Origin of the sequence: Streptomyces sp. NPDC048370 (assembly GCF_043200825.1) — a bacterium.
Classification (GTDB): domain Bacteria; phylum Actinomycetota; class Actinomycetes; order Streptomycetales; family Streptomycetaceae; genus Streptomyces.
The window spans coordinates 55,887-81,178 of record NZ_JBICYI010000012.1 but is presented as its reverse complement, the minus strand read 5'-3'; the positions used below and the strand labels follow the sequence as shown (position 1 = coordinate 81,178).

25 protein-coding genes and 1 riboswitch are annotated in these 25,292 nt (G+C 71.6%); of the genes, 13 read left to right on the top strand and 12 right to left on the bottom strand.

The window, feature by feature from the left end; all coding sequences use genetic code 11:
* Window positions 1-35 precede the first annotated feature (35 nt).
* The 3 genes from ACGFYP_RS24690 to ACGFYP_RS24680 form a co-directional block, all read right to left on the bottom strand.
* The gene (locus ACGFYP_RS24690; protein ID WP_361961649.1) at window positions 36-440 is read right to left on the bottom strand and encodes a DUF3040 domain-containing protein; all 405 of its coding nucleotides are present in this window, start codon (window positions 438-440) and stop codon (window positions 36-38) included.
* A gap of 271 nt (window positions 441-711) precedes the next feature.
* Window positions 712-1,500: a class I SAM-dependent methyltransferase gene (locus ACGFYP_RS24685; RefSeq protein WP_393497409.1), complete on the bottom strand. Its 789-nt coding sequence runs from the start codon at window positions 1,498-1,500 to the stop codon at window positions 712-714.
* A 68-nt stretch (window positions 1,501-1,568) separates the two neighbouring features.
* Complete coding sequence (locus ACGFYP_RS24680) at window positions 1,569-2,117, bottom strand: SAV_6107 family HEPN domain-containing protein (protein WP_393497406.1); 549 nt, start codon at window positions 2,115-2,117, stop codon at window positions 1,569-1,571.
* Window positions 2,118-2,283: 166 nt separating this feature from the next.
* Here ACGFYP_RS24680 and ACGFYP_RS24675 point away from each other — a divergent pair, with 166 nt between their 5' ends.
* The 5 genes from ACGFYP_RS24675 (at window position 2,284) to ACGFYP_RS24655 (ending at window position 8,561) form a co-directional block, all read left to right on the top strand.
* On the top strand, window positions 2,284-3,216 hold the full coding sequence (locus ACGFYP_RS24675; RefSeq protein ID WP_393497403.1) for an ATP-binding cassette domain-containing protein: 933 nt from the start codon (window positions 2,284-2,286) through the stop codon (window positions 3,214-3,216).
* Window positions 3,188-5,275: a YhgE/Pip family protein gene (locus tag ACGFYP_RS24670; protein WP_393497399.1), complete on the top strand. Its 2,088-nt coding sequence runs from the start codon at window positions 3,188-3,190 to the stop codon at window positions 5,273-5,275. Before ACGFYP_RS24675 ends, ACGFYP_RS24670 begins: the two co-directional genes overlap by 29 nt.
* A 29-nt stretch (window positions 5,276-5,304) precedes the next feature.
* Window positions 5,305-5,913: a helix-turn-helix domain-containing protein gene (locus ACGFYP_RS24665; RefSeq protein WP_361961659.1), complete on the top strand. Its 609-nt coding sequence runs from the start codon at window positions 5,305-5,307 to the stop codon at window positions 5,911-5,913.
* A gap of 475 nt (window positions 5,914-6,388) precedes the next feature.
* Entirely contained in the window at window positions 6,389-7,015 is a 627-nt protein-coding gene (locus ACGFYP_RS24660; RefSeq protein ID WP_361961661.1) for a DUF4126 domain-containing protein, read from the top strand.
* A gap of 82 nt (window positions 7,016-7,097) precedes the next feature.
* Window positions 7,098-8,561 carry a phytoene desaturase family protein gene (locus ACGFYP_RS24655; RefSeq protein WP_393497394.1) on the top strand — a complete coding sequence of 488 codons (1,464 nt, stop codon included), beginning with the start codon at window positions 7,098-7,100 and terminating at the stop codon, window positions 8,559-8,561.
* Window positions 8,562-8,588: 27 nt separating this feature from the next.
* Here ACGFYP_RS24655 and ACGFYP_RS24650 read toward each other — a convergent pair whose 3' ends face one another.
* The 6 genes from ACGFYP_RS24650 to ACGFYP_RS24625 all read right to left on the bottom strand — a co-directional run bounded on the left by ACGFYP_RS24650 (window position 8,589) and on the right by ACGFYP_RS24625 (window position 13,292).
* Window positions 8,589-9,413, bottom strand: coding sequence for a hypothetical protein (locus tag ACGFYP_RS24650; protein WP_393497392.1), 825 nt, complete (start codon window positions 9,411-9,413; stop codon window positions 8,589-8,591).
* A 51-nt stretch (window positions 9,414-9,464) separates the two neighbouring features.
* Window positions 9,465-10,382: a methylenetetrahydrofolate reductase [NAD(P)H] gene (gene metF / locus ACGFYP_RS24645; RefSeq protein WP_361961667.1), complete on the bottom strand. Its 918-nt coding sequence runs from the start codon at window positions 10,380-10,382 to the stop codon at window positions 9,465-9,467.
* 180 nt (window positions 10,383-10,562) lie between these two features.
* Window positions 10,563-11,213, bottom strand: a complete 651-nt coding sequence (thiE, locus tag ACGFYP_RS24640; RefSeq protein ID WP_393497387.1) for a thiamine phosphate synthase — start codon at window positions 11,211-11,213, stop codon at window positions 10,563-10,565.
* A gap of 86 nt (window positions 11,214-11,299) precedes the next feature.
* On the bottom strand, window positions 11,300-11,665 hold the full coding sequence (locus ACGFYP_RS24635; RefSeq protein WP_361961671.1) for an Rv2175c family DNA-binding protein: 366 nt from the start codon (window positions 11,663-11,665) through the stop codon (window positions 11,300-11,302).
* Window positions 11,666-11,701: 36 nt separating this feature from the next.
* The gene (locus ACGFYP_RS24630; protein ID WP_393497866.1) at window positions 11,702-12,871 is read right to left on the bottom strand and encodes an NAD(P)/FAD-dependent oxidoreductase; all 1,170 of its coding nucleotides are present in this window, start codon (window positions 12,869-12,871) and stop codon (window positions 11,702-11,704) included.
* A gap of 79 nt (window positions 12,872-12,950) precedes the next feature.
* Complete coding sequence (locus tag ACGFYP_RS24625; RefSeq protein ID WP_393497383.1) at window positions 12,951-13,292, bottom strand: hypothetical protein; 342 nt, start codon at window positions 13,290-13,292, stop codon at window positions 12,951-12,953.
* 54 nt (window positions 13,293-13,346) lie between these two features.
* Window positions 13,347-13,459: riboswitch (TPP riboswitch) on the top strand.
* On the opposite strand from ACGFYP_RS24625, the gene thiO reads away from it, so the two are divergent.
* From thiO to ACGFYP_RS24595, 6 genes are all read left to right on the top strand, one after another.
* On the top strand, window positions 13,457-14,623 hold the full coding sequence (gene thiO / locus ACGFYP_RS24620) for a glycine oxidase ThiO (protein ID WP_393497379.1): 1,167 nt from the start codon (window positions 13,457-13,459) through the stop codon (window positions 14,621-14,623). (Overlaps the previous riboswitch by 3 nt.)
* Window positions 14,620-14,835, top strand: coding sequence for a sulfur carrier protein ThiS (gene thiS / locus ACGFYP_RS24615; protein ID WP_361961678.1), 216 nt, complete (start codon window positions 14,620-14,622; stop codon window positions 14,833-14,835). The genes thiO and thiS overlap by 4 nt, the downstream gene beginning before the upstream one ends.
* Window positions 14,836-14,840: 5 nt before the next feature.
* Window positions 14,841-15,635, top strand: coding sequence for a thiazole synthase (locus tag ACGFYP_RS24610; protein ID WP_393497375.1), 795 nt, complete (start codon window positions 14,841-14,843; stop codon window positions 15,633-15,635).
* A 143-nt stretch (window positions 15,636-15,778) separates the two neighbouring features.
* On the top strand, window positions 15,779-17,716 hold the full coding sequence (gene pknB / locus ACGFYP_RS24605; RefSeq protein ID WP_393497372.1) for a Stk1 family PASTA domain-containing Ser/Thr kinase: 1,938 nt from the start codon (window positions 15,779-15,781) through the stop codon (window positions 17,714-17,716).
* A gap of 6 nt (window positions 17,717-17,722) precedes the next feature.
* A complete protein-coding gene (locus tag ACGFYP_RS24600) occupies window positions 17,723-18,574 on the top strand; it encodes a deoxyribonuclease IV (RefSeq protein WP_393497369.1) in 852 nt (283 codons plus the stop codon).
* Window positions 18,575-18,657: 83 nt separating this feature from the next.
* On the top strand, window positions 18,658-19,230 hold the full coding sequence (locus ACGFYP_RS24595) for a DUF4396 domain-containing protein (protein ID WP_393497366.1): 573 nt from the start codon (window positions 18,658-18,660) through the stop codon (window positions 19,228-19,230).
* Window positions 19,231-19,303: 73 nt separating this feature from the next.
* Here the strand turns inward: ACGFYP_RS24595 and ACGFYP_RS24590 are convergent, their stop codons facing one another.
* Complete coding sequence (locus ACGFYP_RS24590; RefSeq protein ID WP_393497363.1) at window positions 19,304-19,936, bottom strand: sulfite oxidase-like oxidoreductase; 633 nt, start codon at window positions 19,934-19,936, stop codon at window positions 19,304-19,306.
* Window positions 19,937-20,112: 176 nt separating this feature from the next.
* Between ACGFYP_RS24590 and bfr the strand changes: the two genes are divergently transcribed.
* Window positions 20,113-20,589, top strand: coding sequence for a bacterioferritin (gene bfr / locus ACGFYP_RS24585; protein WP_393497361.1), 477 nt, complete (start codon window positions 20,113-20,115; stop codon window positions 20,587-20,589).
* A gap of 32 nt (window positions 20,590-20,621) precedes the next feature.
* On the opposite strand, the gene ACGFYP_RS24580 is transcribed toward bfr, so the two are convergent.
* Window positions 20,622-20,867: a (2Fe-2S)-binding protein gene (locus ACGFYP_RS24580; RefSeq protein WP_361961692.1), complete on the bottom strand. Its 246-nt coding sequence runs from the start codon at window positions 20,865-20,867 to the stop codon at window positions 20,622-20,624.
* Window positions 20,868-20,997: 130 nt separating this feature from the next.
* Complete coding sequence (locus ACGFYP_RS24575; protein WP_361961694.1) at window positions 20,998-22,350, bottom strand: class II 3-deoxy-7-phosphoheptulonate synthase; 1,353 nt, start codon at window positions 22,348-22,350, stop codon at window positions 20,998-21,000.
* Window positions 22,351-22,507: 157 nt separating this feature from the next.
* Here ACGFYP_RS24575 and ACGFYP_RS24570 point away from each other — a divergent pair, with 157 nt between their 5' ends.
* Complete coding sequence (locus ACGFYP_RS24570) at window positions 22,508-25,288, top strand: N-acetylmuramoyl-L-alanine amidase (RefSeq protein WP_393497356.1); 2,781 nt, start codon at window positions 22,508-22,510, stop codon at window positions 25,286-25,288.
* Window positions 25,289-25,292 lie beyond the last annotated feature (4 nt).

Below are 25,292 nucleotides of genomic sequence, written 5' to 3'. Positions count from 1 at the left end.
CGGGACTTGTCAGGGGCAGGGCCCTCGGCGCGGCCTCAGTGGCCGCCGCCCTGCTGTTCGTCGCGGCGGCGCTGCCACCGCTCTTCGATCCGGTTCATCATCGAGCGACGCTGCTTGGTCGGACGACCACCGGCCGCCGCCCCGCCACTCGCCTGCTGCTCACCCGGCTTGGGCGCCTTGCGCCAGCCTGTCACGGCCATCACCGCGCAGCCCAGCATGACGAGGAACCCCACCACGCTGATCCACCACTGCTGAGCGACCATTCCAGCCATGAGGAGCGCGATACCCACCAGGAAGCCGGCGACTGCCTGGTAGACCCGTCGCCGGGTGTACGTACGCAGCCCGCTTCCCTCGAGCGCTGTCGCGAACTTGGGATCTTCGGCGTACAGCGCTCGCTCCATCTGCTCGAGCATTCGCTGCTCGTGCTCCGAGAGCGGCACGGAGTCCTCCTAGTCGTCGGTCGCGGGGGCGACCGGGATGCGGCCCTTTCAGGATAGGCAGGGAATCGCCCCCGTGAAACCCGCCCTCAACGCCTATTCGCCAATCCGGGCCGCCATGCGGTTCGGGTTGCTGAAGCGTTGATTCCCCAGCACCTTGCCCGTCATGCCGGACGATGTCCCCCGATCATACGGGGCAAAGCCGCCGACCGGGGGTGCTGTGGCGTACTCCATGTGCGGCTGCGTCGCTGATCAGCGGCGCAGCGCCCCGCCGTCAGGCGCGCTTCTCTCCCAGGAGGTGCAACTGGGTGGCAATGGCATGGAACGAGGGAAGCTCCGCCGCCGCGGCCTCCAGCTTGAGCAGGGCGTCCGCGGCGCCTGGCTCGGTGTCGACCAGGACACCGGGGACGAGGTCGGCGAAGACCCGTACGCCGTGCACCGCGCCGACCTCGAGACCGGCCTCGCCCGCGAGACCGGTGAGCTGGTCGGCGGTGAAGCGCCGGGGCACCGGGTCGCCTTCGCCCCAGCGCCCGTCCGGGTCGCCGAGCGCGTTCCTGGCCTCGGTGAAGTGTCCGGCCAGCGCGCGGGCGAGGACGGCGCCGCCGACGCCCGCCGCGAGCAGGCTGAGCGCGCCGCCGTCCCGCAGCGCGGCGGCCGCGTTCCGTACGCCCTCGGCCGGGTCGTCCACGTACTCCAGGACGCCGTGGCAGAGCACCACGTCGTACCCGTCGCGGCCGACCACGTCGAAGAGGCCGCTGATGTCGCCCTGGACCCCGGTGACCCGCTCGGCGACGCCGGCCTCGGCGGCCCTGCGCTCCAGCGCGAAGAGGGCGTTGGGGCTGGGGTCGACGACCGTGACCCGGTGGCCGAGTCGGGCCACCGGCACGGCGAAGTTGCCTGAGCCGCCGCCCGTGTCGAGGACATCGAGGCTGTCCTTCCCGGTGGCCTTGACCCGGCGGTCGAGGGCGTCCTTGAGGACGTCCCAGACGACGGCCGTACGAAGGGAGGCGCGCGACGGGCGCGACGACGCCTCTCGACCGAAGACAGGGGAAGGGTCCGACACGGCTGTTGACTCCTCGGTGACGGTGTACGAACGCCTCCCACCCTATGGCCTCGCGCGCCGTCCCCGGCTCAACCGCCCCTCGGCCCATGCTGTCCCGCCTCCGCGGCGCCGGGCTGGCGGGGCAGCACGGGCTGGAGGACGAGGAGGCGCTCGACCAGGCGCAGGAACATCGCGGCGTCCCGGACCAGGTCGTCGGCGTCCCGCCTGGTCGCCGCACCCGGTATCCCCGCCTCGGCCCGGGCCCGGCGGGCGGCGCCCGAGGCGAACAGGGCGCTCCACTCGGTGAGCTCGGGCGCTATCTCCGGCAACACCTCCCAGGCGCTGCGGATCCGGGTCCGTTTACGGGGGTTGGTCTCGGGCCTGCCCCGGACGGCGAGCACGGCGGCGGCGGTGCGCAGGGCGGCGAGGTGGGCCGTGGCGTACCGCTCGTTGGGCCGGTCGAGGCCGACCGCCTCGTCGAGGCCGGCGCGGGCCTGGGCGAGCAGGTCGAGGGCGGCGGGCGGCGCTCCGGCGCGGCGCAGCACGGGGTGGACGTCGGCGGGCGGTCCGGCCGGTGTGGCGGCAGGGCGACTGCCCGTGCGGCGCCTGGGCGCGGCGGCTGCGGAGGAGCTGGTCATGACGAGCCTCCTGTCGTCGTGTGACGGCTCTGTGTCCGTATGTGTCCATCGTGCAGGCCACCACTGACAGCCAGGCTGACCTGCGGTTTTGCCGACAACGACCTTCCAGGGGTAGGTTTTTGCACTGACTGGTCAGTGCAAAAGTGGGGAAAGTGGGGGTGGACCGGTGGAAGCGAACCCGGAGGAGCCGCACGGCGCCGCCGTCGTCGCGGACGGATTCGGGCTGAAGGGGCCGCGCGGCTGGGCCTTCCGCGAGGTCGGTTTCCGGGCGGAACCCGGCGCGCTCGTCGCGATCGAGGGCCCGTCCGGATCGGGCCGCACCTGTCTGCTGCTCGCGCTGACCGGCCGGATGAAGCCCCAGGAGGGCCACGCCGAGGTCGCCGGGCTCCCGCTGCCCCGCAAGATGGCCGCCGTGCGCCGGATCAGCGCGCTCGGCCCGGTGCCCGGGGTCAGCGATCTCGACCCCTCGCTCACCGTCGCCGAGCACCTGCGCGAACGCGCCCTGCTCCAGCGCCGCTACGACGGCGCCGTCCGGGCCCTGCTGCGGCCGCCCGCCGAGCGCGCCGCCGCCACCAGGGCGCGGATCGACGCGGCCCTGGAGGCAGCCGGGCTCGACCTGGACACCCTGCCGAAGGCCGAGCGGACCTCCGTACGCGACCTGGAGCGCCTGGAGGCCCTGCGCCTCTCCGTGGCCCTGGCCCTGATCGGCCGGCCCCGGCTGCTCGCGCTCGACGACGCCGACCTGAAGCTCTCGGACGCCGACCGGGCCGAGGCCTGGAAGCTGCTCCGCTCGATCGCCGACGCGGGCACCACCGTCCTCGCCGTGTGCAGCGAGGCCCCCGAGGGCGCCCTGAAGATCACCACCGCACCACGCCCGGCCGAGGACGCGGTCGAGGACGCGACGGACGACACCACGGAAGACACGGCAGACACGGCAGACGCAGAAGCCGCGGAAGCCGCAGACGTCACCACCGTCGCCACCGTCACCACCGTCGCCGAGGAAGACACGGCCGCGGACACCGCCGCAGAAGACGCGACCGACGAAGACACGACCGAGGAGGGGGAAGCCGATGCGATCGCCGAGACTGGCCGCGCTTGAGCTGAAGCGGTTCGGCAGGGGGAAGCTGCCGCGCGCCGCGCTCGTCGCGATCCTGCTGCTGCCGCTGCTGTACGGCGCGCTGTACCTCTGGTCCTTCTGGGACCCGTACAGCAGGCTCGACCGGATACCCGTCGCGCTCGTCAACGACGACAAGGGCGCCACCGCCGACGGCAAGAAGATCAACGCCGGTGACGACATCACCGAGAACCTGCTCGACAGCAAGGTCTTCGACTGGCACCAGGTGAGCGACGCCGAGGCCCGCGAGGGCGTGGAGGACGGGACGTACTACCTCTCGCTGACCATGCCGAGCGACTTCAGCTCCCGGATCGCCTCCAGCTCGGGCGACTCCCCCGAGACCGGTGCGCTGAAGGTCCGTACGAACGACGCCAACAACTACATCGTCGGGCAGATCTCGCGGACGGTCTTCTCCGAGGTGCGCACCGCCGCCTCGACCAAGTCCTCGCGCTCCTTCCTCGACAAGATCTTCATCTCCTTCTCGGACATCCACGACGCCACCGCGGAGGCCGCCAAGGGCGCGGGTGACGTCAAGGACGGCGTGGACAAGGCCAAGAAGGGCTCCAAGGACCTGGCCGACGGCCTGAAGGACGCCAAGAGCGGCAGCGGGAACCTGGCGGGCGGCCTGAAGAAGCTCGACAAGGGCGCGGGCCAGCTGGAGACCGGTTCGCGGCAGGTCGCCGCCGGTACGAAGGAGCTCGCCGACAAGGTCAACGGCACGGCCGACAAGGTCCGCCCGTACCTGAAGAACAACGGCAAGACGATCGGCGACACCGCCCGGCTGGTCGGCGACGCGGCGACGGCCGTCCGCAACGACCTGGCCGACGTGGTCCGGCGCGCCCCGCTCGCCCGGACCGCCGCGCACCTGGCCGACGACAAGCTGGCGGCCCTCCACAAGAAGCAGTGCGTCGACAACCCGCTGCCCGACACCAAGGCCTGCGACGTCCTCAAGGAGGCCAAGGTCTCGGCCGGCGACGTGGCCAAGATCGCCGACGACCTCCACGAGCTGTCCAAGGACAGCGACGGCGACCTGAAGAAGCTCGACGCCAAGCTCGCCAACGTCCAGAACCAGGCCGCCGAGGTGGCCAAGGCCGCCCCGCACCTCGACACCGACCTCGAGGACGCCGTCAAGAAGATCAACAAGCTGAACGAGGGCGCCCAGAAGGTCGCCAAGGGCGCCGACGAACTCCACACCGGCCTCACCAGCGCGAAGACCGGCTCGGTCAGCCTCGACACCGGCGTCGGCAAGCTCAAGAAGGGCGCCGGCGACCTCGACGGCGGTCTGTTCAAGCTGGCCGACGGCTCGGGTGAGCTCGCCACCGGCCTCAAGGACGGGGTCGCCAAGATCCCCGACTACGACAAGGACGACCGCGACCGGCGTACGGAGGTCATGGCGGACCCGGTCGAACTCGCCTCCCAGTCGCTCCACAAGGCGCCCAACTACGGCACCGGCTTCGCCCCGTACTTCATCCCGCTCTCCCTCTGGGTCGGCGCGATGGTGGCGTACATGCTGATCCAGCCGCTCAACAAGCGCGCGCTCGCCGCCGGCGCCTCCGCCTGGCGGATCGCCCTGGCCGGCTGGCTGCCCGTCGCGGCCATCGGGCTGCTCCAGGTCGCGGCCCTGATGTCGGTCCTGCACTGGGGTCTCGGCCTGCAGATGGCCAGGGCCGCCGGAACGGTCGGCTTCCTGGCCCTGGTGACCTGCTGCTTCGCCGCGATCATCCAGTGGCTCAACGCCCGCTTCGGCGCGGCGGGCCGGATCCTGGTGCTCGCCGTCCTGATGCTCCAGCTGACCTCGGCCGGCGGCACGTACCCCGTGCAGACCAGCCCCGGCTTCTTCAACGCGATCCACCCCTTCCTGCCGATGAGCTACGTCGTCGAGTCACTGCGCCGGCTGATCTCGGGCGGCGGGATCGGACCCGTGTGGCAGGCGGTCGCGGTGCTGGCCGCGTTCACGCTCGGGGCGCTCGCGCTCACGGCCGTGTCGGCCCGGCGCAAGCAGGTCTGGACGCTCGACCGGCTGCACCCCGACCTGAGCCTGTGAGACCTCCGGAACCTGTGAGAATCGAGCCCATGGACAGCAGCAGCACCAGACGCCAGGCCACGCGCGCGAAGCTCTACGAGGCCGCCGTCACGCTCATCGCCGAGCAGGGCTTCTCGGCGACCACGGTGGACGAGATCGCGGAGCGCGCGGGGGTCGCCAAGGGCACGGTCTACTACAACTTCAAGAGCAAGACCGAGCTCTTCGAGGAGCTGCTGCGGCACGGCGTCGGGCTGCTCACCGCCTCCCTGCGGACGGCGGCCGAGGAGACGGCGGAGCGGGGCGGGAGCCGGATCGACGCGCTGGACGCGATGATCCGGGCCGGCCTGGTCTTCATCGACCGCTATCCGGCCTTCACCCAGCTGTACGTGGCCGAGCTCTGGCGCACCAACCGGGCCTGGAACTCGACCCTCCTGGTGGTCCGCCAGCAGGCGGTCGCCGTGGTGGAGGGCGTCCTGCGCGAGGGCGTCGAGGAGGGCGAGCTGAGCACGGAGATCGACATTCCGCTCACGGCCGCGGCGCTGGTCGGGATGGTCCTGGTGGCCGCCCTGGACTGGCAGGCCTTCCAGCGGGAACGCTCGCTCGACGACGTCCACAGCGCCCTGTCCCGGCTGCTGCACGGGCGCGTGGGCGGGCGCTAGGGTCTTTCGTTTGGATCAGGCCGGATCAGGGAGCGGGGTCTGGTGCCGTGGATCGCAAGGCGGAGGAGGGAGTCAACGCGGAGCGTTGGCGACCGACGACAACGCGGCGAGGCGCGGTGCCAGGGCCCGCGAGCCCGGCATGATCCAAACGAAAGACCCTAGCCCCAAGCGGAGGGCCGGGCGGACCCCCGCTCCGGACCCCCCGCACCCCCGGAAACACGACGAACGGCGAGGCTCGATCCCCCCGAGCCTCGCCGTTCGCCCTTTCCTGCACCCCCGTGCACCCCCGTGCCCCCGTGTGCACCCCCGTGCCGGTAGGCGCGCGGCCCCGTTCCGCCACCCCGTGTCGGCGGTCCCGGAGCCGCGCCCCTTCCGTGGACTCCACTCTCTCGTCCCCGCAGGTCGGAGCCCATCCGCGTACCTACTCATCTCGCCCCCTAGGTACGGATACTCAGACCTGGTTACGATCGCGGGCGTGTCCGTACTCCCCCTGGTCTTCACCAGCGGCTGGGCGAGCGGGATCAACGCGTACGCGGTGGTCCTCCTGCTCGGCGTCTTCGGCGCGACCGGTCTCACCGACGAGGTGCCCGAGTCGCTGCAGCGCACCGATGTCCTGATCGCCGCCGGAGTGCTGTTCCTCTGCGAGGCGGTGGCGGACAAGATCCCCTACGTCGACTCCGTCTGGGACTCCGTCCACACGGTGATCCGGCCGGTGGCCGGCGCCGTGGTCGGCGCCCTGCTCGCCGGGCAGTCCGGTTCGCTCTCCGACCTGGCGGCGGGCGCGGTCGGCGGCTCGACCGCCCTGATGAGCCACTTCGTCAAGGCCGGGACGCGGATGGCGATCAACACCTCGCCCGAACCGTTCTCCAACATCGCCATGAGCACGGCCGAGGACCTCGGGGTCGCCGGGATCATCACCTTCGCGATGTTCAACCCGCAGGCGGCGGCGATCATCGCGGCCGTCCTGCTCGTGCTCGGCCTGGTGATACTGATCTTCCTCGCCCACAGCATCCGCCGCTTCCTGCGCCGCCGGGCGCAACGCCGGGAGGAGCGTCGCCTGGCCGCCGCCGCGGAGGCCAGGAGCTCGTCCCCACCCGACTGACCGGGGCACTCGACTGCTCGGGCCACTCGGCTGATCGGGGCACTCGACCGGGCTGTCGGTGGTGGCCGATAGGGTCACTGGCATGGCACGGATTGTGGTGATCGGCGCCGGGATGGGCGCCATGGCGGCGGCCGCCCGGCTGGCCGTGGCGGGCCACCGGGTGACGGTGTACGAACGCGGCGGGACGTACGGCGGTGCGGTGCGCCGCTTCGAGCGGGACGGGTTCGGCTTCGACACCGGCCCCGGTCTGCTGCACCTGCCCGCGGTCTACCGCGATCTGTTCGTCAAGACCGGCAAGAAGCCCCTGGAGGACCTCGTCGAGCTGACGCAGGTCGACCCGGCGAGCCGTCATGTCTTCGCCGACGGCACCCGCGTGGACCTGCCGAACGCCTCGCGGGCGGGCACCGTCTCCGCCCTGGACGCGGCGCTCGGCGCGGGCGCGGGCGAGCGCTGGGGCGACTTCCTGGGCCGGGCCCGCGAGGCCTGGGACCGCACGCGCCGCCCCCTCCTGGAGGAGCCGCAGGCCGCGGACACCTCACCGCTCGCCCGGGAGCCGTACCCGGCGCTCAAGGCGGGCCTGTTGCGGCGCCCCACGACCACGCTCGCGCAGGTCGGCGCGCGGGAGCTGCGCGACCCCCGGCTCGTCGCGCTCCTCGACGCGTACGCCTGGGCGTACGGCTTCGATCCGGCCACCGCCCCCGCCTCGGCCGCCGTTCTGCCGTACATGGAGCAGACCTTCGGGACCTGGTACGTGAGCGGGGGCATCCGGGCGCTCGCGGACGCGGTGTACGAGCGGTGCCTCGAGCGGCGGGTGGAGTTCGTCTTCGACACCGCCGTCACGGAGGTCGTCGAGAAGGACGGCCGGGCGGTCGGGGTCGAGCTGGCGGGGGGCGCTTCCCGGGCCGAAGGCTCCGGGGGAGGCGAGATCGTGCCGGCCGACCACGTGGTCGCCGGGGCGCCCGTGCCCACGCTCCACCGTGAGCAGGTCGTCACCTGGGAGCGCCAGGACGACCGGCCCTCGTACCAGACGGACACGACGGGCCGGCTGACGGTGTGTCTGGCCCTGCGCGGGGCGCGCGAGGCCGGGGCGACGCACCGCACGGTGGTGCACGCGGCCGGGGACCGGCCCACGGTGACCGTGCTGCGGCCCGACGACCCGGCGCTGCGCCCCGACGCCGACCACGAGTCGGTGACGCTCTCGACGACGGCGAACCTGTACCCCGAGTACGACTGGGCGGAGATCGCCGGGCAGATGGTCACGGCGGCGGAGTCCGCCGTGCCGGGGCTCCGCGAGCGGCTGCTGTGGCAGGAGGTCCGCACCCCCGAGGACACCCTGCGGGAGACGGGCGCCGCCGAGGTCCCCGGGCCGGCGCTCGCGGGCGGCCGGGGCCGGTACCTGCCGGCGGCCAACCGCTCGACCCTGCCGGGCCTGTACTTCGCGGGCGGCTGGTCCCACCCGGGCGGCGGGCTCGCCCACGCGGGCATGTCAGGTGCGCTGGTCGCCGGGCTGATCGTGGAGGGCGACGACTTCCGCGGCTCCCGGTAGAGGCGAGCCGGGGAGCCGGCGTACCTCTCAGTACCGGTACTGCTGGTCGTTGTCGTAGCCGTAGAACTCCTGGCCCTGCTGCGGCGGCTGGGCGGGCTGCTCGCCGTCCCGCTGCTGCGGCACCCACACCCCGCCGGGCGGAGTGTCGTAGGCGTACGAGGGCGCGTACGGGTCCGCGTACTGCTGCTGGCCGCCGGTGCCGTAGTCGTACGCGGCGTACTGCTGGCCGTCCGTGCTCGGGCCGATGTACGGGTCGGAGTAGGCGGCGTACTGCTGCCGGCCGCTGTCGTAGTCGTAGCCCGGCTGCTCGTAGCCGGGCTGCTGCCCGTACCCCGGGTGCTGCTCGTAGCCGCCGTAGCCGCCGTCGTATCCCCCGTAGGAGTGCTGCGGGGTCTCCTGCTGGGCCTGGGACTGGTCGTACGCGGGGGTGTAGACGCCGTACTGGCCGGTGTCGTCGGGCATCGGCAGCGGCTCGTAGACGGACGTGGTCTCGGCGGGCGCGGGGTCGACCGGTTCGTAGGAGAGGTCGGTGACCTCCAGCGTGGGGCCGGCCTCGGCGGCCGGGGCGGACGACTTGCGGCGGCGGCTCGCGCCGGGGTTGCCGCCGATCGCCCAGCCCGTGGAGAAGCCACGGCGGAAGGAGAGCGTCACATAGGTCTGGCCGACGGCGAACGCCACCGCGCCCGCGATGATCACCGCGACGGACGGCATCAGCACGCCGAGGACGACGCCGAGGAAGCCGCAGAAGGCCAGCACGCGCCAGCGCAGCCTCGCCTTGTACTGCAGGAGCACTTCACCCAGCAGCCACAACGCGACGACACCGAACGCGATGTAGAGGACCGTCCACCCCATGCCCGCCCCTCTCCTACGGCCACCGCCGCGGGTCTGGGGCGGGTACGCCGGTCACGACTGCACGTGCAGTCCGAGATTCTCGTAGATCTCCAGCGTCGCGATGGAGTTGTTCAGCGTGATGAAGTGCAGTCCGGGGACACCCTCGGAGAGCAGCCGCGCGCAGAACTCCGTTGCGAACTCGATGCCAATGGAGCGTACAGCGGCCGGATCGTCCTTGACGGCGAGGATGCGGTCTTTCACATCCGCCGGGAAGAGAGCGTTGCTCAGCTGGGGCAGCCGGTCGAGTGTCTTCACGTTCACAACAGGCATGACTTCGGGGATGATCGGCGTCTCGCAGCCGGCCTTCACCACGCTGTCGCGCATCCGCAGATAGTTCTCGGGATCGAAGAACATCTGGGTGATCGCGTAGTCCGCGCCGGCCCGGCACTTGTCCACGAAGTGACGGATGTCCGTGTCCCAGTCGGTGGACCGCGGGTGCATCTCCGGGAAGGCGGCGACGCCCACGCAGAAGTCGCCGGACTCCTTGATCAGCCGGACGAGGTCGGCGGCGTACCGGACTCCCTCGGGGTGCTCGATCCACTCCCCCAGCGGGTCGCCCGGCGGGTCGCCGCGCAGCGCCAGCATGTTGCGGATGCCGGCGTCGGCGTACTGCCCGAGGACGTTGCGCAGCTCGGCGACCGAGTGGTCGACGGCGGTGAGGTGGGCGACGGGGGTGAGGGTGGTGTCGCCGGCGATCTTCTGGGTGGCCTTGACGGTGCCGCCGCGCGTGGAGCCGCCGGCCCCGTACGTCACGGAGACGAAGCTCGGACCGACCGCCTCGACCCTGCGCATGGCGTTCCAGAGGCTCCGCTCGCCCTTCTCGGTGCGGGGCGCGAAGAACTCGAACGAGTACGACGGCTTGCCGGACGCGAGGATCTCGCGGACCGTGCGTGCGCGGTCCGAGCGGGTGGAAGCGGTTCCGAGGGCCATACCGGCAGGTTAGACGGGGTGCTGCGACCGGCGAAGCGGTGTCCGAGTGATGGACACCGTTTTGGACAGCCGCCGGATCGCGGGGCCGACACCTCCACGGGCCTCGCCGAGTCCTCGCCGGACCCTGCCTGGCCGCCCTCGCCGGACCTCGCTCGCCTGGCCCTTGCCCGACCTCAGGCGTTACGAGGAGCGCTCGCGGACGCGCTTGGCCAGGCGGGCCGTCGCGGCGGCCGGGTCGTCGGCCTCGGCGATCGCGCGGACGACGACGATCCGGCGGGCGCCCGCGTCCAGGACCTCGTCGAGGGTGGTCTCGTCGATGCCGCCGATGGCGAACCAGGGCCGGTCCTGCTCCAGGGCGGCCGTGTACCGCACGAGACCGAGGCCGGGGGCGTACCGGCCGGGCTTGGTGGGGGTGGGCCAGCAGGGGCCGGTGCAGAAGTAGTCCACGCCCGGCTCGGCGGCGGCCGCGTCGACCTCGGACTCGGCGTGGCAGGACCGGCCGATGAGCACGTCCTCGCCGAGGATGGCCCGGGCGGCGGGCACGGGCAGGTCGCCCTGGCCCAGGTGCAGCACGTCGGAGCCGATGGCGTGGGCGACGTCGGCCCGGTCGTTCACGGCGAGGAGCTTGCCGTGCCGGCGGCAGGCCTCGGCGAGGACGGCGAGGTGCTCCAGCTCCTCGCCGGCCTCCATGCCCTTGTCGCGCAGCTGCACGATGTCCACGCCGGAGGAGAGCACGGCGTCGAGGAAGGCGGGCAGGTCCCCCTGGCGCCTGCGGGCGTCCGTGCAGAGGTAGAGGCGGGCGTCGGCGAGCTGCTCGCGAGGCGTGGACATGGGTGCTTCCCCCCGTTGGGTGCGGGCGGTCCGAGGGGGCCGGGCGGACCCGGCCCCCCAGGGCCTCCTGTGGTGACTTCGGTGCGTCAGACGGCGAGCGCCTGGGCGCGGCGCTTCACCTCCGTGCCGCGATTCTCGCTGAGGGCCTGCGCGGGCGTGCCCGGCAGGGTCGGGTCGGGAGTGAAGAGCCACTCCAGCATCTCTTCGTCGCTGAAGCCGTCGTCCTTCAGGAGGGTCAGGGTCCCGGAGAGGCCCTTGACCACCTTGTCGCCGTCGATGAAGGCGGCGGGCACCTGGAGCGCCTTGTTCTCGCCGCGTCGTACGGCGATGAGCTGGCCCTCCTTGACCAGCTGCCGCACGCGCGTCACCTCGACATCGAGCATTTCCGCGATGTCGGGGAGGTAGAGCCAGGCGGGGACGAGAGCATCGGTTCTTGCGTCAATCTCGGTCACGGGACAAGCCTGCCATCCCGGACCGACAGTCGGTAGTCAGGGCTGGACGACTGCCGCCTTCAGGGGGACGGCGGGGTCGGCGGCGCGCTCGGGGTCGAGTCGCGCGCCGGACTCGATGAGCTTGCGGCCCTGGGCCAGGTCGCGGGGGCGGCCGACGGCGAGCAGGGCGACGAGGGCGCCGTCGGACAGCCAGAGGACGGACCAGGACGGGTCGGCCGGGTCGCCCCGTCGGACCAGCTCGGTGGCTCCGGCGTGGTGGCCTGCATACTGCACGAACCGGCCGAACTGCTCGGACCAGAAGTACGGCACCGGGTCGTAGACCTGCGGGGTCTCGCCGATGATGTCGGCCGCGACGGTCCGCGGGCCCTGGAGCGCGTTGTCCCAGTGGTGGACGAGGAGCCGGGCGCCGTAGCGGGCGGAGGGGAAGGAGGCGCAGTCGCCGACGGCGTACACGTCGGGCAGGGAGGTGCGCAGCCGGTCGTCGGCGGTGACGGAGCCGTCCTTCTCCAGGGCGATGCCGGAGCCGATGAGCCAGCGGGTGGCGGGCCGGGCGCCGATGCCGACGACGACCGCGTCGGCGGGCAGCCGTCGGCCGTCCGCCAGGTGGACCGTGCCGGGCTCGATCCGCTCCACGCGCGCGTGGGTCAGGAGTTCGGCGCCGCTCTCCTCGTACCAGCGCGCCATCGGGGCGGCGACCTCGGCGGGCAGCGCGCCGGCGAGCGGGCGGTCGGCGGCCTCCACGACGGTGACCGCGCACCCCGCCTCGCGCGCGGCGGTGGCGAACTCGGCGCCGATCCAGCCGGCGCCGACCACGACGATGTCGTGGCGGCGCTCCAGGACGGGCTTGAGGCGGGCGGCGTCGTCCAGGGTGCGCAGCAGATGGACGCCGGGGACACCCTCGGTGCCGGGCAGGGTGACGGGTTCGGCGCCGGTGGCGACGACGAGGACGTCGTACGGGACGGGTCCGGCCTCGGTGTCGATCTCGTGGGCGTCGGCGCGCAGGCCCGTCACGTCGAGGCCGAGGCGGAGCTCGATGGAGAGCGCCTCGAAGTCGACGTCGAAGGCGGAGTCCTCGGCCTTGCCGAGGAGGACCGCCTTGGAGAGGGGCGGCCGGTCGTAGGGCTGGTGGGGCTCGGCCCCGATGAGGGTGACCGCTCCGGCGAAGCCCTGCTCGCGCAGGGCGACGGCGGTCTGCACCCCCGCCATCCCCGCGCCCACGACGACGACCCGCTGCTGTGCCTGCTTCTGCTCGCTCACCCGATCACCTTACGTATCTGACACACCGTCAGGAAGACAGCTGCTCCACGACACTGGTGCCGGAGCCCTCCTGGGACTCCCATGCCCAGCTCTCCTCCAGCCGAACGCGACCGTCCGGCAGCTCCACCACGGTGGAGACGCAATGCCCGGAAGAGGTCGTTCCGTCCACCTTCAGCTGCACGTACCGGAAGTCGAGCCGGTCCCCCGCGCGCGTGCCGACGAGAAACCCCCGGACCACGTCACCGCCCGCGTACTCGGCCCAGATCCGGCCGTCCTCCTCGTGGTACGTGAACCGGGTCCGCGTGCCCACCTGACCGGGGGCCTGGTCGGCGACCGGGGCGAGGACGAGACCGTCGAGAGAACGCGGCACGGTGGAGGCTCCCTTACTGGGTGTCGGAGGCGGGGGTTAGGCTGACGGTCAACGTAGAGCACTCGCGGGAGCCCGGACGCACCGGGCTGAGAGGGAGGCTGACCGGCCTCCGACCGTACGAACCTGATCCGGGTCATGCCGGCGAAGGGAGGGGCTGGACGCCCATGTCGCGTACACGCAGTACCTCTGACGTTCTCGTCATCGGGGGCGGGATCATCGGTCTGGTCACGGCCTGGCGGTCCGCGCAGCGCGGGCTGAGCACCGCGGTCGTGGACCCCGAGCCGGGCGGCGGGGCCGCCCGGGTGGCGGCCGGGATGCTGGCCGCCGTCACCGAACTCCACTACGGCGAGGAGACGCTGCTCTCCCTCAACCTCGCCTCCGCGCGCCGCTACCCCGCGTTCGTCGCCGAACTCCAGGACGCCACGGGACACGACGTCGGCTACCGCGCCTGCGGCACGCTCGCCGTCGCGCTCGACGCCGACGACCGCGCCCATCTGCGCGATCTGCACGCCCTGCAGGTCCGCTGCGGCCTGGAGTCGGAGTGGCTCAGCGGCCGCGACTGCCGCCGCCTGGAGCCGATGCTGGCGCCGGGCGTGCGCGGCGGGCTGAGGGTCGACGGGGACCACCAGGTCGATCCGCGCCGCCTCGCCGCCGCGCTCGTCACCGCCTGCGAGCGGGCCGGGGTGGTCTTCCACCGGAGCCTCGCCGAACGCCTTACGGTGGTACGGGACCGGGCCACGGGCGTGACCCTCGCCGACGACTCGGCACTGGAGGCGGACCAGGTCGTCCTGGCCGCCGGCAGCCTCAGCGGCCGGCTCGCGGGCGTACCGCAGGAGGTGCTGCCTCCCGTACGTCCCGTCAAGGGACAGGTGCTGCGGCTCACCGTGCCGCCCGCGTTCGCGCCGTTCCTGTCCCGGACCGTCCGGGCGGTCGTGCGCGGCAGCCACGTCTATCTGGTGCCGCGCGAGAACGGCGAGCTGGTGGTCGGCGCGACCAGCGAGGAGCTGGGCTGGGACACCACCGTCACGGCGGGCGGGGTCTACGAACTGCTCCGCGACGCCCACGAGCTCGTCCCCGGCCTCACCGAGCTGCCGCTCACCGAGACGCTGGCGGGCCTGCGCCCCGGCTCGCCCGACAACGCCCCGCTGCTCGGCCCGACCACCCTTGACGGCCTCCGGCTCGCCACCGGGCACTACCGCAACGGTGTGCTGCTCACGCCGGTCACCGGCGATGTCATGGCCGAGTTCCTCACCACCGGCGTGCTTCCCGACGAGGCCCGCCCCTTCACTCCCCGCCGCTTCTCCCCCGTACGTCAGGAGCAGCCCGTATGACCGCCACGAGCACGACCGTCTCCGTCAACGGCGAGGCCCGCGTCCTCGCCGCGCCCACGACCCTCGACGCCCTGGTCACGACGTTGACGGCCGCGCCGTCCGGTGTGGCCGCGGCCGTCAACGAGACCGTCGTGCCGCGCAGCCAGTGGTCCGCGACCGTCCTCGGCGAGGGCGACCGGGTCGAGGTCCTCACCGCCGTGCAGGGAGGCTGAGCACGATGTCCGACGACACCTTCCTCCTCGGCGGTACGGAGTTCTCCTCCCGGCTGATCCTCGGCACGGGCGGGGCCCCGAGCCTGGACATCCTCGAACGCTCGCTGGCCGTCAGCGGCACCGAGCTGACGACCGTCGCCATGCGGCGCCTCGACCCGACCGTCCGGGGCTCGGTCCTCTCCGTCCTGGAGCGGCTCTCGATCCGCGTCCTGCCGAACACGGCGGGCTGTTTCACGGCGGGCGAGGCGATCCTGACCGCGCGCCTGGCCCGCGAGGCGCTCGGCACCGACTGGATCAAGCTGGAGGTCATCGCCGACGAGCGGACCCTGCTGCCTGACCCGATCGAGACCCTCGACGCGGCCGAGACGCTGGTCGACGACGGTTTCATCGTCCTGCCGTACACCAACGACGACCCGGTCCTCGCGCGGAAGCTGGAGGACGTGGGGTGCGCGGCGATCATGCCGCTGGGCTCCCCGATCGGCTCCGGGCTCGGGATCCGCAACCCGCACAACTTCCAGCTGATCGCGGAGCGCGCCGGTGTGCCGGTGATCCTGGACGCGGGGGCCGGGACGGCCTCGGACGTCGCGCTGGCGATGGAGCTGGGCTGCTCGGCGGTCATGCTCGCCTCCGCGGTGACCCGGGCGCAGGATCCGGTGCTGATGGCGGAGGGGATGCGGCACGCGGTGGAGGCGGGCCGCCTCGCCCACCGGGCGGGCCGGATCCCGCGTCGGCACTTCGCCGAGGCCTCCTCGCCGACGGACGGCCGCGCGGCCCTGGACCCGGAACGCCCGGCGTTCTGAACCCGCGGGGGCGGCTTCGGGGCATGGGGGCGGCTCTTCGGACCCGTGGGGGGCGGCTTCGGGGTCGTGCCGCGCGTCACAGGTGTGCTGCGGTCGGGGCCGGTGGGGGCGGGGGGTCCCCACCGGCTCGTAAACTCGGGGCCGTGGACACGACCCTTCAGGACCCCCTCGTCGGGCAGCTGCTCGACGGCCGCTACCGCGTCGACGCGCGCATCGCCGTCGGCGGGATGGCCACGGTCTACCGGGCCGTCGACACCCGTCTCGACCGGGTGCTCGCGCTCAAGGTGATGCACCCGGCCCTCGCCACCGACGCCACGTTCGTCGAGCGGTTCATCCGCGAGGCCAAGTCCGTCGCCCGGCTCTCCCACCCGAACGTGGTGGGGGTCTTCGACCAGGGCGCGGACGGCGCGTACGTCTACCTGGCCATGGAGTACGTCGCCGGGTGCACCCTGCGCGACGTGCTGCGCGAGCGCGGGGCGCTCCGGCCGCGGGCCGCGCTCGACATCCTGGAGCCGGTGCTCGCCGCGCTCGGGGCCGCGCACCGGGCAGGCTTCGTGCACCGGGACATGAAGCCCGAGAACGTCCTGATAGGGGACGACGGCCGGGTGAAGGTCGCCGACTTCGGTCTCGTACGGGCGGTCGGCTCGGCCACCAACACCACGGGGTCCGTCCTGGGCACCGTCTCGTACCTGGCGCCGGAGCAGATCGAGCACGGCACCGCGGACACCCGCGCCGACGTGTACGCCTGCGGTGTCGTCCTGTACGAGATGCTCACCGGCGGCAAGCCGCACACCGGCGACACCCCCGCCCAGGTCCTCTACCAGCACCTGAACACCGACGTTCCGGCCCCCTCCGCGGCCGTGCCCGGCCTCGCCCTCGAACTGGACGAGCTGGTGGCGAGCGCCACGGCCCGCAACCCCGAGATCCGCCCGCACGACGCCGTCGCGCTCCTCGCGCAGACCCGGGAGGCCCGCGCGGCCCTCGGCGACGCCCAGCTGGACGCCGTACCGCCGCAGGCGCACGCCGAGGACCGTACGGGCGCGGAGGACCGGACCAGCGTGATCCCGCGGGTCGTGTCCCAGGAGGACCGGCGGGAGACGGAGCACGCCGTCCAGCACACCAGCCGGCTGACCATGCCCCCGCCCGAGCTCGGGTCGGAGGGCCGGCCGGAGCGCCGCGGGGACCGTGGGCGCCGGCCGCGCGGGCCGCTGCTCGTCGTCGCCGCCGTGCTGCTCGCCCTGGGGATCGGCGGGGGCGTCTGGTACATCAATTCCGGCCAGTTCACACGCGTCCCCGCCGTCCTCGGCCAGACCGAGGCGAAGGCGACCGAGCGGCTCACGGACGCGGGGCTCGACGTCGGCACGACGAAGCGGGCGTTCAGCGACGTGTACGAGCGCGGCACGGTCATGGCCACCGACCCCGCCTCCGGCGAGCGGATACGGGGCAACGGCACGGTCACGCTCACCATCTCCCGGGGCCCGGAGATCGTGAAGGTCCCCCGGCTCAAGGGGAAGCCGCTCGCGGAGGCCAAGCGGCTGCTCGCCGACGAGGGCCTGGCCGCCGGGCTGATCACGACCGCTTTCAGCCAGGACATCGCGCAGGGCGCCGTGATCAGCTCCGACCCGGAGGCCGGCACCGAGCGCAGCCCGGACTCGGCCGTGGCGCTCGTCGTCAGCAAGGGCCGCCCGATCGACGTACCCGACGTGGCCGGGGACGCGGTGGCCGAGGCCACCCGCACGCTCCGCGACGCCGGGCTCAAGGTGGAGATCGCGAGCGAGCAGATCCACTCCGCCGAGCCGGCCGGCACGGTCGCCGCCCAGTCGCTCGCGGAGGGCAGCCGGGCCGCCCGGGGCGACCGGATCGTCCTCACCGTCTCCAAGGGCCCGCGGATGATCGAGGTCCCCGACGTGACGGGCGAGTCGACCGACTCGGCGCGCGCGAAACTGGAGGGGGCGGGCTTCGAGGTGAAGGTCCAGAAGACCTTCCCCTTCCTCGGCGACACGGTCTCCGGCCAGTCCGTCGACGGCGGCACCACGGCCCCCGAGGGCTCCACCGTCACCATCACGATCAAGGGACTGTAAGAACTCATGCGCAACCCCGTCGGCGGCCATGTCCCCGTGGCCGGCGGTCTCGCCACCGTCGGTCTCGGCTACGCCCGCGAGCTGGGCGCGGAGACGGTCCAGGTCTTCGTCGCCAACCCGCGCGGCTGGGCCACGCCCGTCGGCAACCCGGCGCAGGACGAGCTGTTCCGCGCCGGGTGCGAGGCCGAGTCCCTGTCGGCCTGGGTGCACGCCCCGTACCTGATCAACTTCGGCTCCCACACCGAGGCCACCGTCGAGAAGTCGGTGGACTCGCTGCGGCACTCGCTGCGCCGGGGCCGCGAGATCGGGGCGAAGGGCGTGGTGGTGCACACCGGTTCGGCGACCGCCGGCCGTCCGCGCGCGGAGGCGCTGGCGCAGGTACGGGAGCGGATGCGGCCGCTGCTCGACGAGCTGACACACCCGGACGACCCGTTCCTGCTCCTGGAGTCGACGGCCGGGCAGGGCTTCTCGCTCTGCTCGCGCGCCGAGGACTTCGGCCCGTACTTCGACGCCCTCGACCACCACCCGAAGCTCGGGATCTGCCTGGACACCTGCCACATCTTCGCGGCCGGGCACGATCTGACCGGGCCGCACGGCATGAGGCAGACGCTCGACGAGCTGGTGGCGACCGTGGGCGAGGGCAGGCTGAAGCTGATCCACGCCAACGACTCGAAGGACGTCGTCGGCGCGCACAAGGACCGGCACGCGAACATCGGGGCCGGTCACATCGGCGAGGAGCCGTTCCGCGAGCTCATGAGGCACCACGCGGCGGAAGGCGTGCCGCTGATCATCGAGACGCCGGGCGGGAAGGAAGGCCACGTGGCGGACGTGGAGCGGCTGAAGAAGCTCCGGGGCTGAGTTTTCCCGTTGAGGAATACCCCTAGGGGGTATACGGTTCCTGGAGAGGCAGCAGGAACCGCCACCGGTCATTGGGGGAACCCATGCAGCACGAAGCCCACGCCCACCGCGAGAGCGACCACACCGAGCACCACGACCACACGGGCCACGGCAGCCACGAGGGCCACCACGGTCACGACGGCCACCACGGTCACGAGGACCACGGCGACGCCGGCGGCAAGGCCAGCTGGTCCATGGCGATGAAGGCCACCCTGCACTGCCTGACGGGATGCGCCATCGGCGAGGTCCTCGGCATGATCATCGGCACCGCGCTCGGCTGGGGCAACGCCCCGACGATGATCCTGGCCATCACCCTGGCCTTCTTCTTCGGCTACTCACTCACCCTGTGGGCGGTCGTCCGCGCGGGGCTGAGCCTGAAGGCCGCCGTCGGCGTCGCGCTCGCCGCCGACACCCTCTCCATCGCCGTCATGGAGATCGTCGACAACGGGGTCCTGCTCCTGGTCCCCGGCGCGATGGACGCCCATCTCACGGACGCACTCTTCTGGGGCGCCCTGGCCTTCGCCTTCCTCGTCGCCTTCCTGATCACCACACCCGTCAACAAGTGGATGATCGGCCGCGGCAAGGGCCACGCGGTGGTCCACCAGTACCACCACTGAACCCCGGGAGTACGGGAAACGGGATACGGGATACGGGTACGAGGTACGGGTTACGGGGGTACGGGCCCAGGAGTCAGAGCTCCGGCCCGTCCCCCGGCTCCTCCTGGTACGAGTACCGCTGTTCCTTCCAGGGGTCGCCGAGGTTGTGATAGCCCCGCTCCTCCCAGAAGCCGCGGCGATCGGCGGTCATGTACTCCACGCCCCGGACCCACTTGGGACCCTTCCAGGCGTACAGGTGCGGCACCACGAGCCGCAGCGGGAAGCCGTGTTCGGCGGTGAGCAGCTCACCGTCCTTGTGGGTGGCGAAGATCGTCTGGTCGGAGGCGAAGTCCGAGAGCCGGAGGTTCGCGCTGAAGCCGTACTCGGCCCAGACCATCACATGCGTGACCTGCTCGGCCGGCGGGGCCAGATCCAGGATCGTCCGGGCGGGCACCCCACCCCATTCGGCCCCGAGCATGCTGAATTTCGTGACGCAGTGCAGATCGGCCACGACCGTCGCGAAGGGCAGCGCCGAGAACTCCTCATGGCTCCAGCACCGCTTGTCGCCGTCCGCCGTCGCCCCGAAGACCCGGAACTCCCAGCGGTCGGGCTTGAACTTGGGGACGGGGCCGTAGTGGGTGACCGGCCAGCCGCGCTGCAGCCGCTGCCCCGGCGGAAGATCCGTCTGCCCTGCTTCCCGGTGTACCCCGCTCTCCGGCTGACCCATGTCATCCATGGTGACAGACCGCGAGGGGTGGTCATGACCAGTCAACCTCCCCAGCAGGGCCGGTTCGGGGCAAGTCCCACTAAGCCTGCACTTACTGGACGCCCCCCAACCGTGGTGCAAGGATGCGGCCATCCTGCCCAGTCACGACTTAGACATGCGTGGAAGGAGCCTCTGCGATGCAGGGCGACCCCGAGGTCCTCGAGTTCCTCAACGAGCAGCTGACCGGCGAGCTGACGGCCATCAACCAGTACTGGCTGCACTACCGCATCCAGGACAACAAGGGCTGGACCAAGCTCGCCAAGTACACCCGCGAAGAGTCCATCGATGAGATGAAGCACGCGGACAAGATCACCGAGCGCATCCTGATGCTCGACGGTCTGCCCAACTACCAGCGGCTCTTCCACGTACGGGTCGGCCAGACGGTCAAGGAGATGTTCGAGGCGGACCGCCAGGTGGAGGTCGAGGCGATCGACCGCCTCAAGCGCGGTATCGAGGTCATGCGGGCCAAGGGCGACATCACCTCGGCCAACCTCTTCGAGGAGATCCTGGCCGACGAGGAACACCACATCGACTACCTCGACACGCAGCTGGAGCTGATCGAGAGCCTCGGCGATGCGCTGTACATCTCGACGCTCATCGAGCAGCCGAGCTGATCACACCGTCCAGCCGAGCCGGCTGGACAGACTCAGGCGGCTTCGGACAGCTCGTCCGGCTCGCCGAGCTCCGCCGTCAGGGCGGGCATGCCCTGGTCGAGCAGCTCCCGGCGCGGGCAGTTGCCGCGCCCGAGTATGGCCTGGATGCGTCGTACGCAGGATCCGCAGTCGGTACCGGCCTTGCATGCCGAGGCGATCTGGCGGGGCGTGCAGGCGCCCGCGTCCGCGTGCTCCTTGACCTGCTTCTCGGTGACACCGAAACACGAGCAGACGTACACGCGGATTCACCTCCCGCCGGGATCGATAAGGCTAACCTAACCTTACCCGGGACCTACGAGGTGTAAAGCTCTGCATATGACATGGGGCGCGGATCACAGCAATCCGCGCCCCATCGTCGTACGAAGCTACTTACTGATCGCGGTACATCTCCGCCACCAGGAACGCCAGGTCCAGGGACTGGCTGCGGTTGAGCCGCGGGTCGCAGGCCGTCTCGTAGCGCTGGTGCAGGTCGTCGACGAAGATCTCGTCGCCGCCGCCCACGCACTCGGTGACATCGTCACCGGTGAGCTCGACGTGGATGCCGCCCGGGTGGGTGCCGAGGCTCTTGTGGACCTCGAAGAAGCCCTTGACCTCGTCGAGCACGTCGTCGAAGCGCCGGGTCTTGTGGCCGGAGGCCGCCTCGAAGGTGTTGCCGTGCATCGGGTCGGTGACCCAGGCGACGGTCGCGCCGGAGGCGGTGACCTTCTCGACGAGCTCCGGGAGCTTGTCCCGGACCTTGTCCGCGCCCATGCGGACGATGAAGGTCAGCCGGCCGGGCTCGCGGTCGGGGTCGAGCCGGTCGATGTACGTCAGCGCGTCGTCGACCGAGGTCGTCGGGCCCAGCTTGATGCCGATCGGGTTCGCGATCTGCGAGGCGAACTCGATGTGGGCGTGGTCGAGCTGGCGGGTGCGCTCACCGATCCAGACCATGTGGCCGGAGGTGTCGTACAGCTTGCCGGTGCGCGAGTCCGTACGCGTGAGGGCGCCCTCGTAGTCGAGCAGCAGCGCCTCGTGGGAGGCGTAGAACTCGACGGCCTTGAACTCGGCCGGGTCGGTGCCACAGGCCTTCATGAAGTTCAGGGCGTTGTCGATCTCGCGCGCCAGCTGCTCGTAGCGCTGACCCGACGGGGACGACTTCACGAAGTCCTGGTTCCAGGCGTGCACCTGGCGCAGGTCGGCGTAGCCGCCGGTGGTGAAGGCGCGCACCAGGTTGAGCGTGGAGGCGGAGGCGTTGTACATCCGCTTCAGCCGCTCGGGGTCCGGGATGCGGGCCTTCTCGTTGAAGTCGAAGCCGTTGACGGAGTCGCCGCGGTACGTCGGCAGGGTCACGCCGTCGCGGGTCTCGGTGCCCTTGGAGCGGGGCTTGGAGTACTGCCCCGCGATGCGGCCGACCTTCACGACGGGCACGGAGGCCGCGTATGTGAGGACGGCGCTCATCTGGAGCAGCGTCTTGAGCTTCGCGCGGATGTGGTCGGCGGACACGGCGTCGAAGGCCTCGGCGCAGTCGCCGCCCTGGAGCAGGAACGCCTCGCCACGGGCGACGGCTCCCATGCGGGCGCGCAGCTGATCGCACTCGCCCGCGAAGACGAGCGGCGGATACGACTCGAGGTCCGCGATCACATCGCGCAGAGCCTCGGCATCGGGGTACTCAGGCTGCTGCGCCGCGGGAAGGTCTCGCCAGGTGTTGCCACCGGTTGCGGTGGTCTTAGCGTTCACGGTCACAACCACCACATTACGGTGTCCGACGCCCTGTCCATCGCGCCGCCCAATGGCTGAGACGCGCGTCCGTAATGTCCGCCCACGATCGTCACGCCTTCGGGTGGTGTTACTCTCACGCGCGTTTAAACATCTGAGGCCTAAATACTTCACAGGGGTGGGCGTGAGCCAAGGGCACCGCAGGGACCGCAAGAAGAGACGGCTGCTGTACGGCGCGGCGGCGGCCGTCGTCGCGACGGCGACGATCGGCACGATCGCCGTGGCGTCGCCGGGCATGCTGGGCTCCTCGGACGGCAAGGCGGGCGGGGAATCGTCACTGCAGGCGCAGTTCGCCTCGGCCGCCGATGAGTTCGACGTTCCGCAGAGCGTGCTGATGGCCGTGTCGTACCGACAGACGCGGTGGGAGTCGCACAACGGCGAGCCGAGCACCAGCGGCGCGTACAACGTCATGGGTCTGACGGACGTCGACCCGGAGGACGTCGCGGTGCACGACGACGACGAGCGCCTCGCGCACCTCAACGCCAGCGGCAAGGAGGAGATCGAGAAGACCTTCGACAAGGCCAAGGCGCTGCGCAGCCTGCCGAAGGAGACCGTCGACACCGACGATCCGCGGCTGCACACGCTGGACAAGGCCGCCGGGCTGATCGACGGCTCCGCCGAGACCCTGAAGAACGACACCGAGGAGAGCATCCGCGCCGGTGCGGCGCTGCTCGCGGAGTACCAGAAGCAGGCGACCGGTGACCTGCCGGACGACCCGGGTCAGTGGTACGCCGCCGTGGCGCGTTACAGCGAGTCGCCGGACAAGAAGGGCGCCGACCTCTTCGCGAAGCGCGTCTTCGAATCGATCAAGACGGGTGAGCGGGAGCTCACCACGGACGGCGAGCAGGTCGTCCTGCCGGCCGACCCGTCGGTCGAGCCGGTCAAGCCGTCGGACGTGCCGCTGGCCGCGAGCTTCGCGGCGACGACCGCGACGCCGACGCCCGAGTGCCCGTCCGGCCTGCAGTGCAACTACATCCCGGCCGAGGTCCCGAGCACCGGACAGCGCAACTACACGCTCGCCCCTCGCCCGGCCGGCGGTGTCGACATCCGGCAGATCGTCGTCCACGACACCGAGGGCAGCTACGCCGGCACCATCGCCACGTTCCAGAGCGCGACGGCCAAGGGCAGCGCGCACTACCTGATCCGTGCCTCGGACGGCCTGGTCACCCAGATGGTCGAGAACAAGAACATCGCGTGGCACGCGGGCAACTGGACCACCAACTCGCACGCCATCGGCGTGGAGCACGAGGGCTACGCCATCAAGGCGGGCAGCTGGTACACGGAGCCGCAGTACGAGTCCTCCGCCGCACTGGTGAAGTTCCTCGCGGCCAAGTACGGCATCCCCCTCGACCGCGAGCACATCATCGGCCACGACGAGGTGGCGGGATACAACGACGCCAAGATCGCCGGCATGCACTGGGACGCGGGCCCGTTCTGGGACTGGAACCACTACATGTCGCTGATGGGTGCCCCGACGGGCGCCGGCGGCGCCGGCGGCCTGCTCAAGGCCGGTCAGCTGGTCCGTGTCGTACCGCCGTTCACCACGGCGAACCAGCCCAAGATCACGTACGGCGGCAGCACCGTCGCCGCCCGGCCCGCGAACTTCGGCTACCTGTACACCACCGCGTCGACCGCGACGCCCATCAAGGACCCGTACATCCCCAACGTGGTGTGGAGTGACGGACCGAACTGGGGGAACAAGGTCCGCGCGGGCGGCACGTACGTCGTCGCCGAAGCCCGCAACGACTGGACCGCGATCTGGTACGGCGGGCAGAAGGCCTGGTTCTACAACCCCGGCGGCCAGTACACGGCCCCGGTCACCGGCTCCCCGGCCGTGATCAAGGCCAAGGCCGGCGTCACGGCCCGGATCTACGGGCGCTCCTTCCCCGAGACCGCCGCCTACACCGCGGCCGGCGAGGCCCCGCCGTCGGACCCGGGCGCCTACTTCACGAGGTACTCGCTCCCCGCGGGCCAGGCGTACGTGAAGGCCGGCCCCGCGATGAAGGGTGACGACTGGTTCGGCAGCTCCCAGAAGAACGTCGTGGGCACCGACGAGTACATCCCGATCAGGTACAACCACCGCATGGCGTGGGTGAAGGCGACCGATGTCACCGAGGCCCCCGCGGCCGCGCCCGTCTCCGCCGCAGGCCGCTACAACCTCCTCGCCCGTGACGCCTCCGGTGTCCTCTGGCAGTACCAGGGCACCGGCAGCGCCACCGCGCCGTTCCTCACCCGGTACCGCGTCGGCAGTGGCTGGAACATGTTCAACACCGTCACCCCGATGACCGCGCTGCACGCGGACGGCACCGGTGACATGGTCGCCCGGGACCCGGCCGGCGTCCTCTGGTACTACAAGGGCACCGGCAACCCGTCCGCGCCGTTCAAGGCCCGGCTCAAGACCGGTGGCGGCTGGCAGATCTACGACAAGATCATCGGCGCGCGTGACCTGAACGGGGACGCGATACCCGACCTGATAGCCCGCGAGAAGTCCGGCCTGCTCTGGTTCTACAAGGGCACGGGCAACCCGGCCACCCCGTTCGCCGCGCGCGTCAAGGTCGGCGGTGGCTGGCAGATGTACAACCAGCTCGTCTCCACCGGCGACGTGAACGCCGACGGCAAGGCCGACCTCATCGCCCGCGACCCCGCCGGCGACCTGTGGTTCTACAAGGGCACCGGCAGCTCCACCACGCCGTTCGCCGCGCGGGTCAAGGTCGGCGGTGGCTGGCAGACCTACAACTCGCTCGTCGGACCGAGCGACCTGAACGGTGACGGCAAGGTCGACCTCATCGGCCGCGACACCACCGGAGCGCTCTGGTACTACAAGGGCACCGGCAGCGCCACCGCCCCGTACGCGCCCCGCGTCAAGGTCGGCAGCGGCTGGCAGATCTACAACCTGATCTTCTGATCCA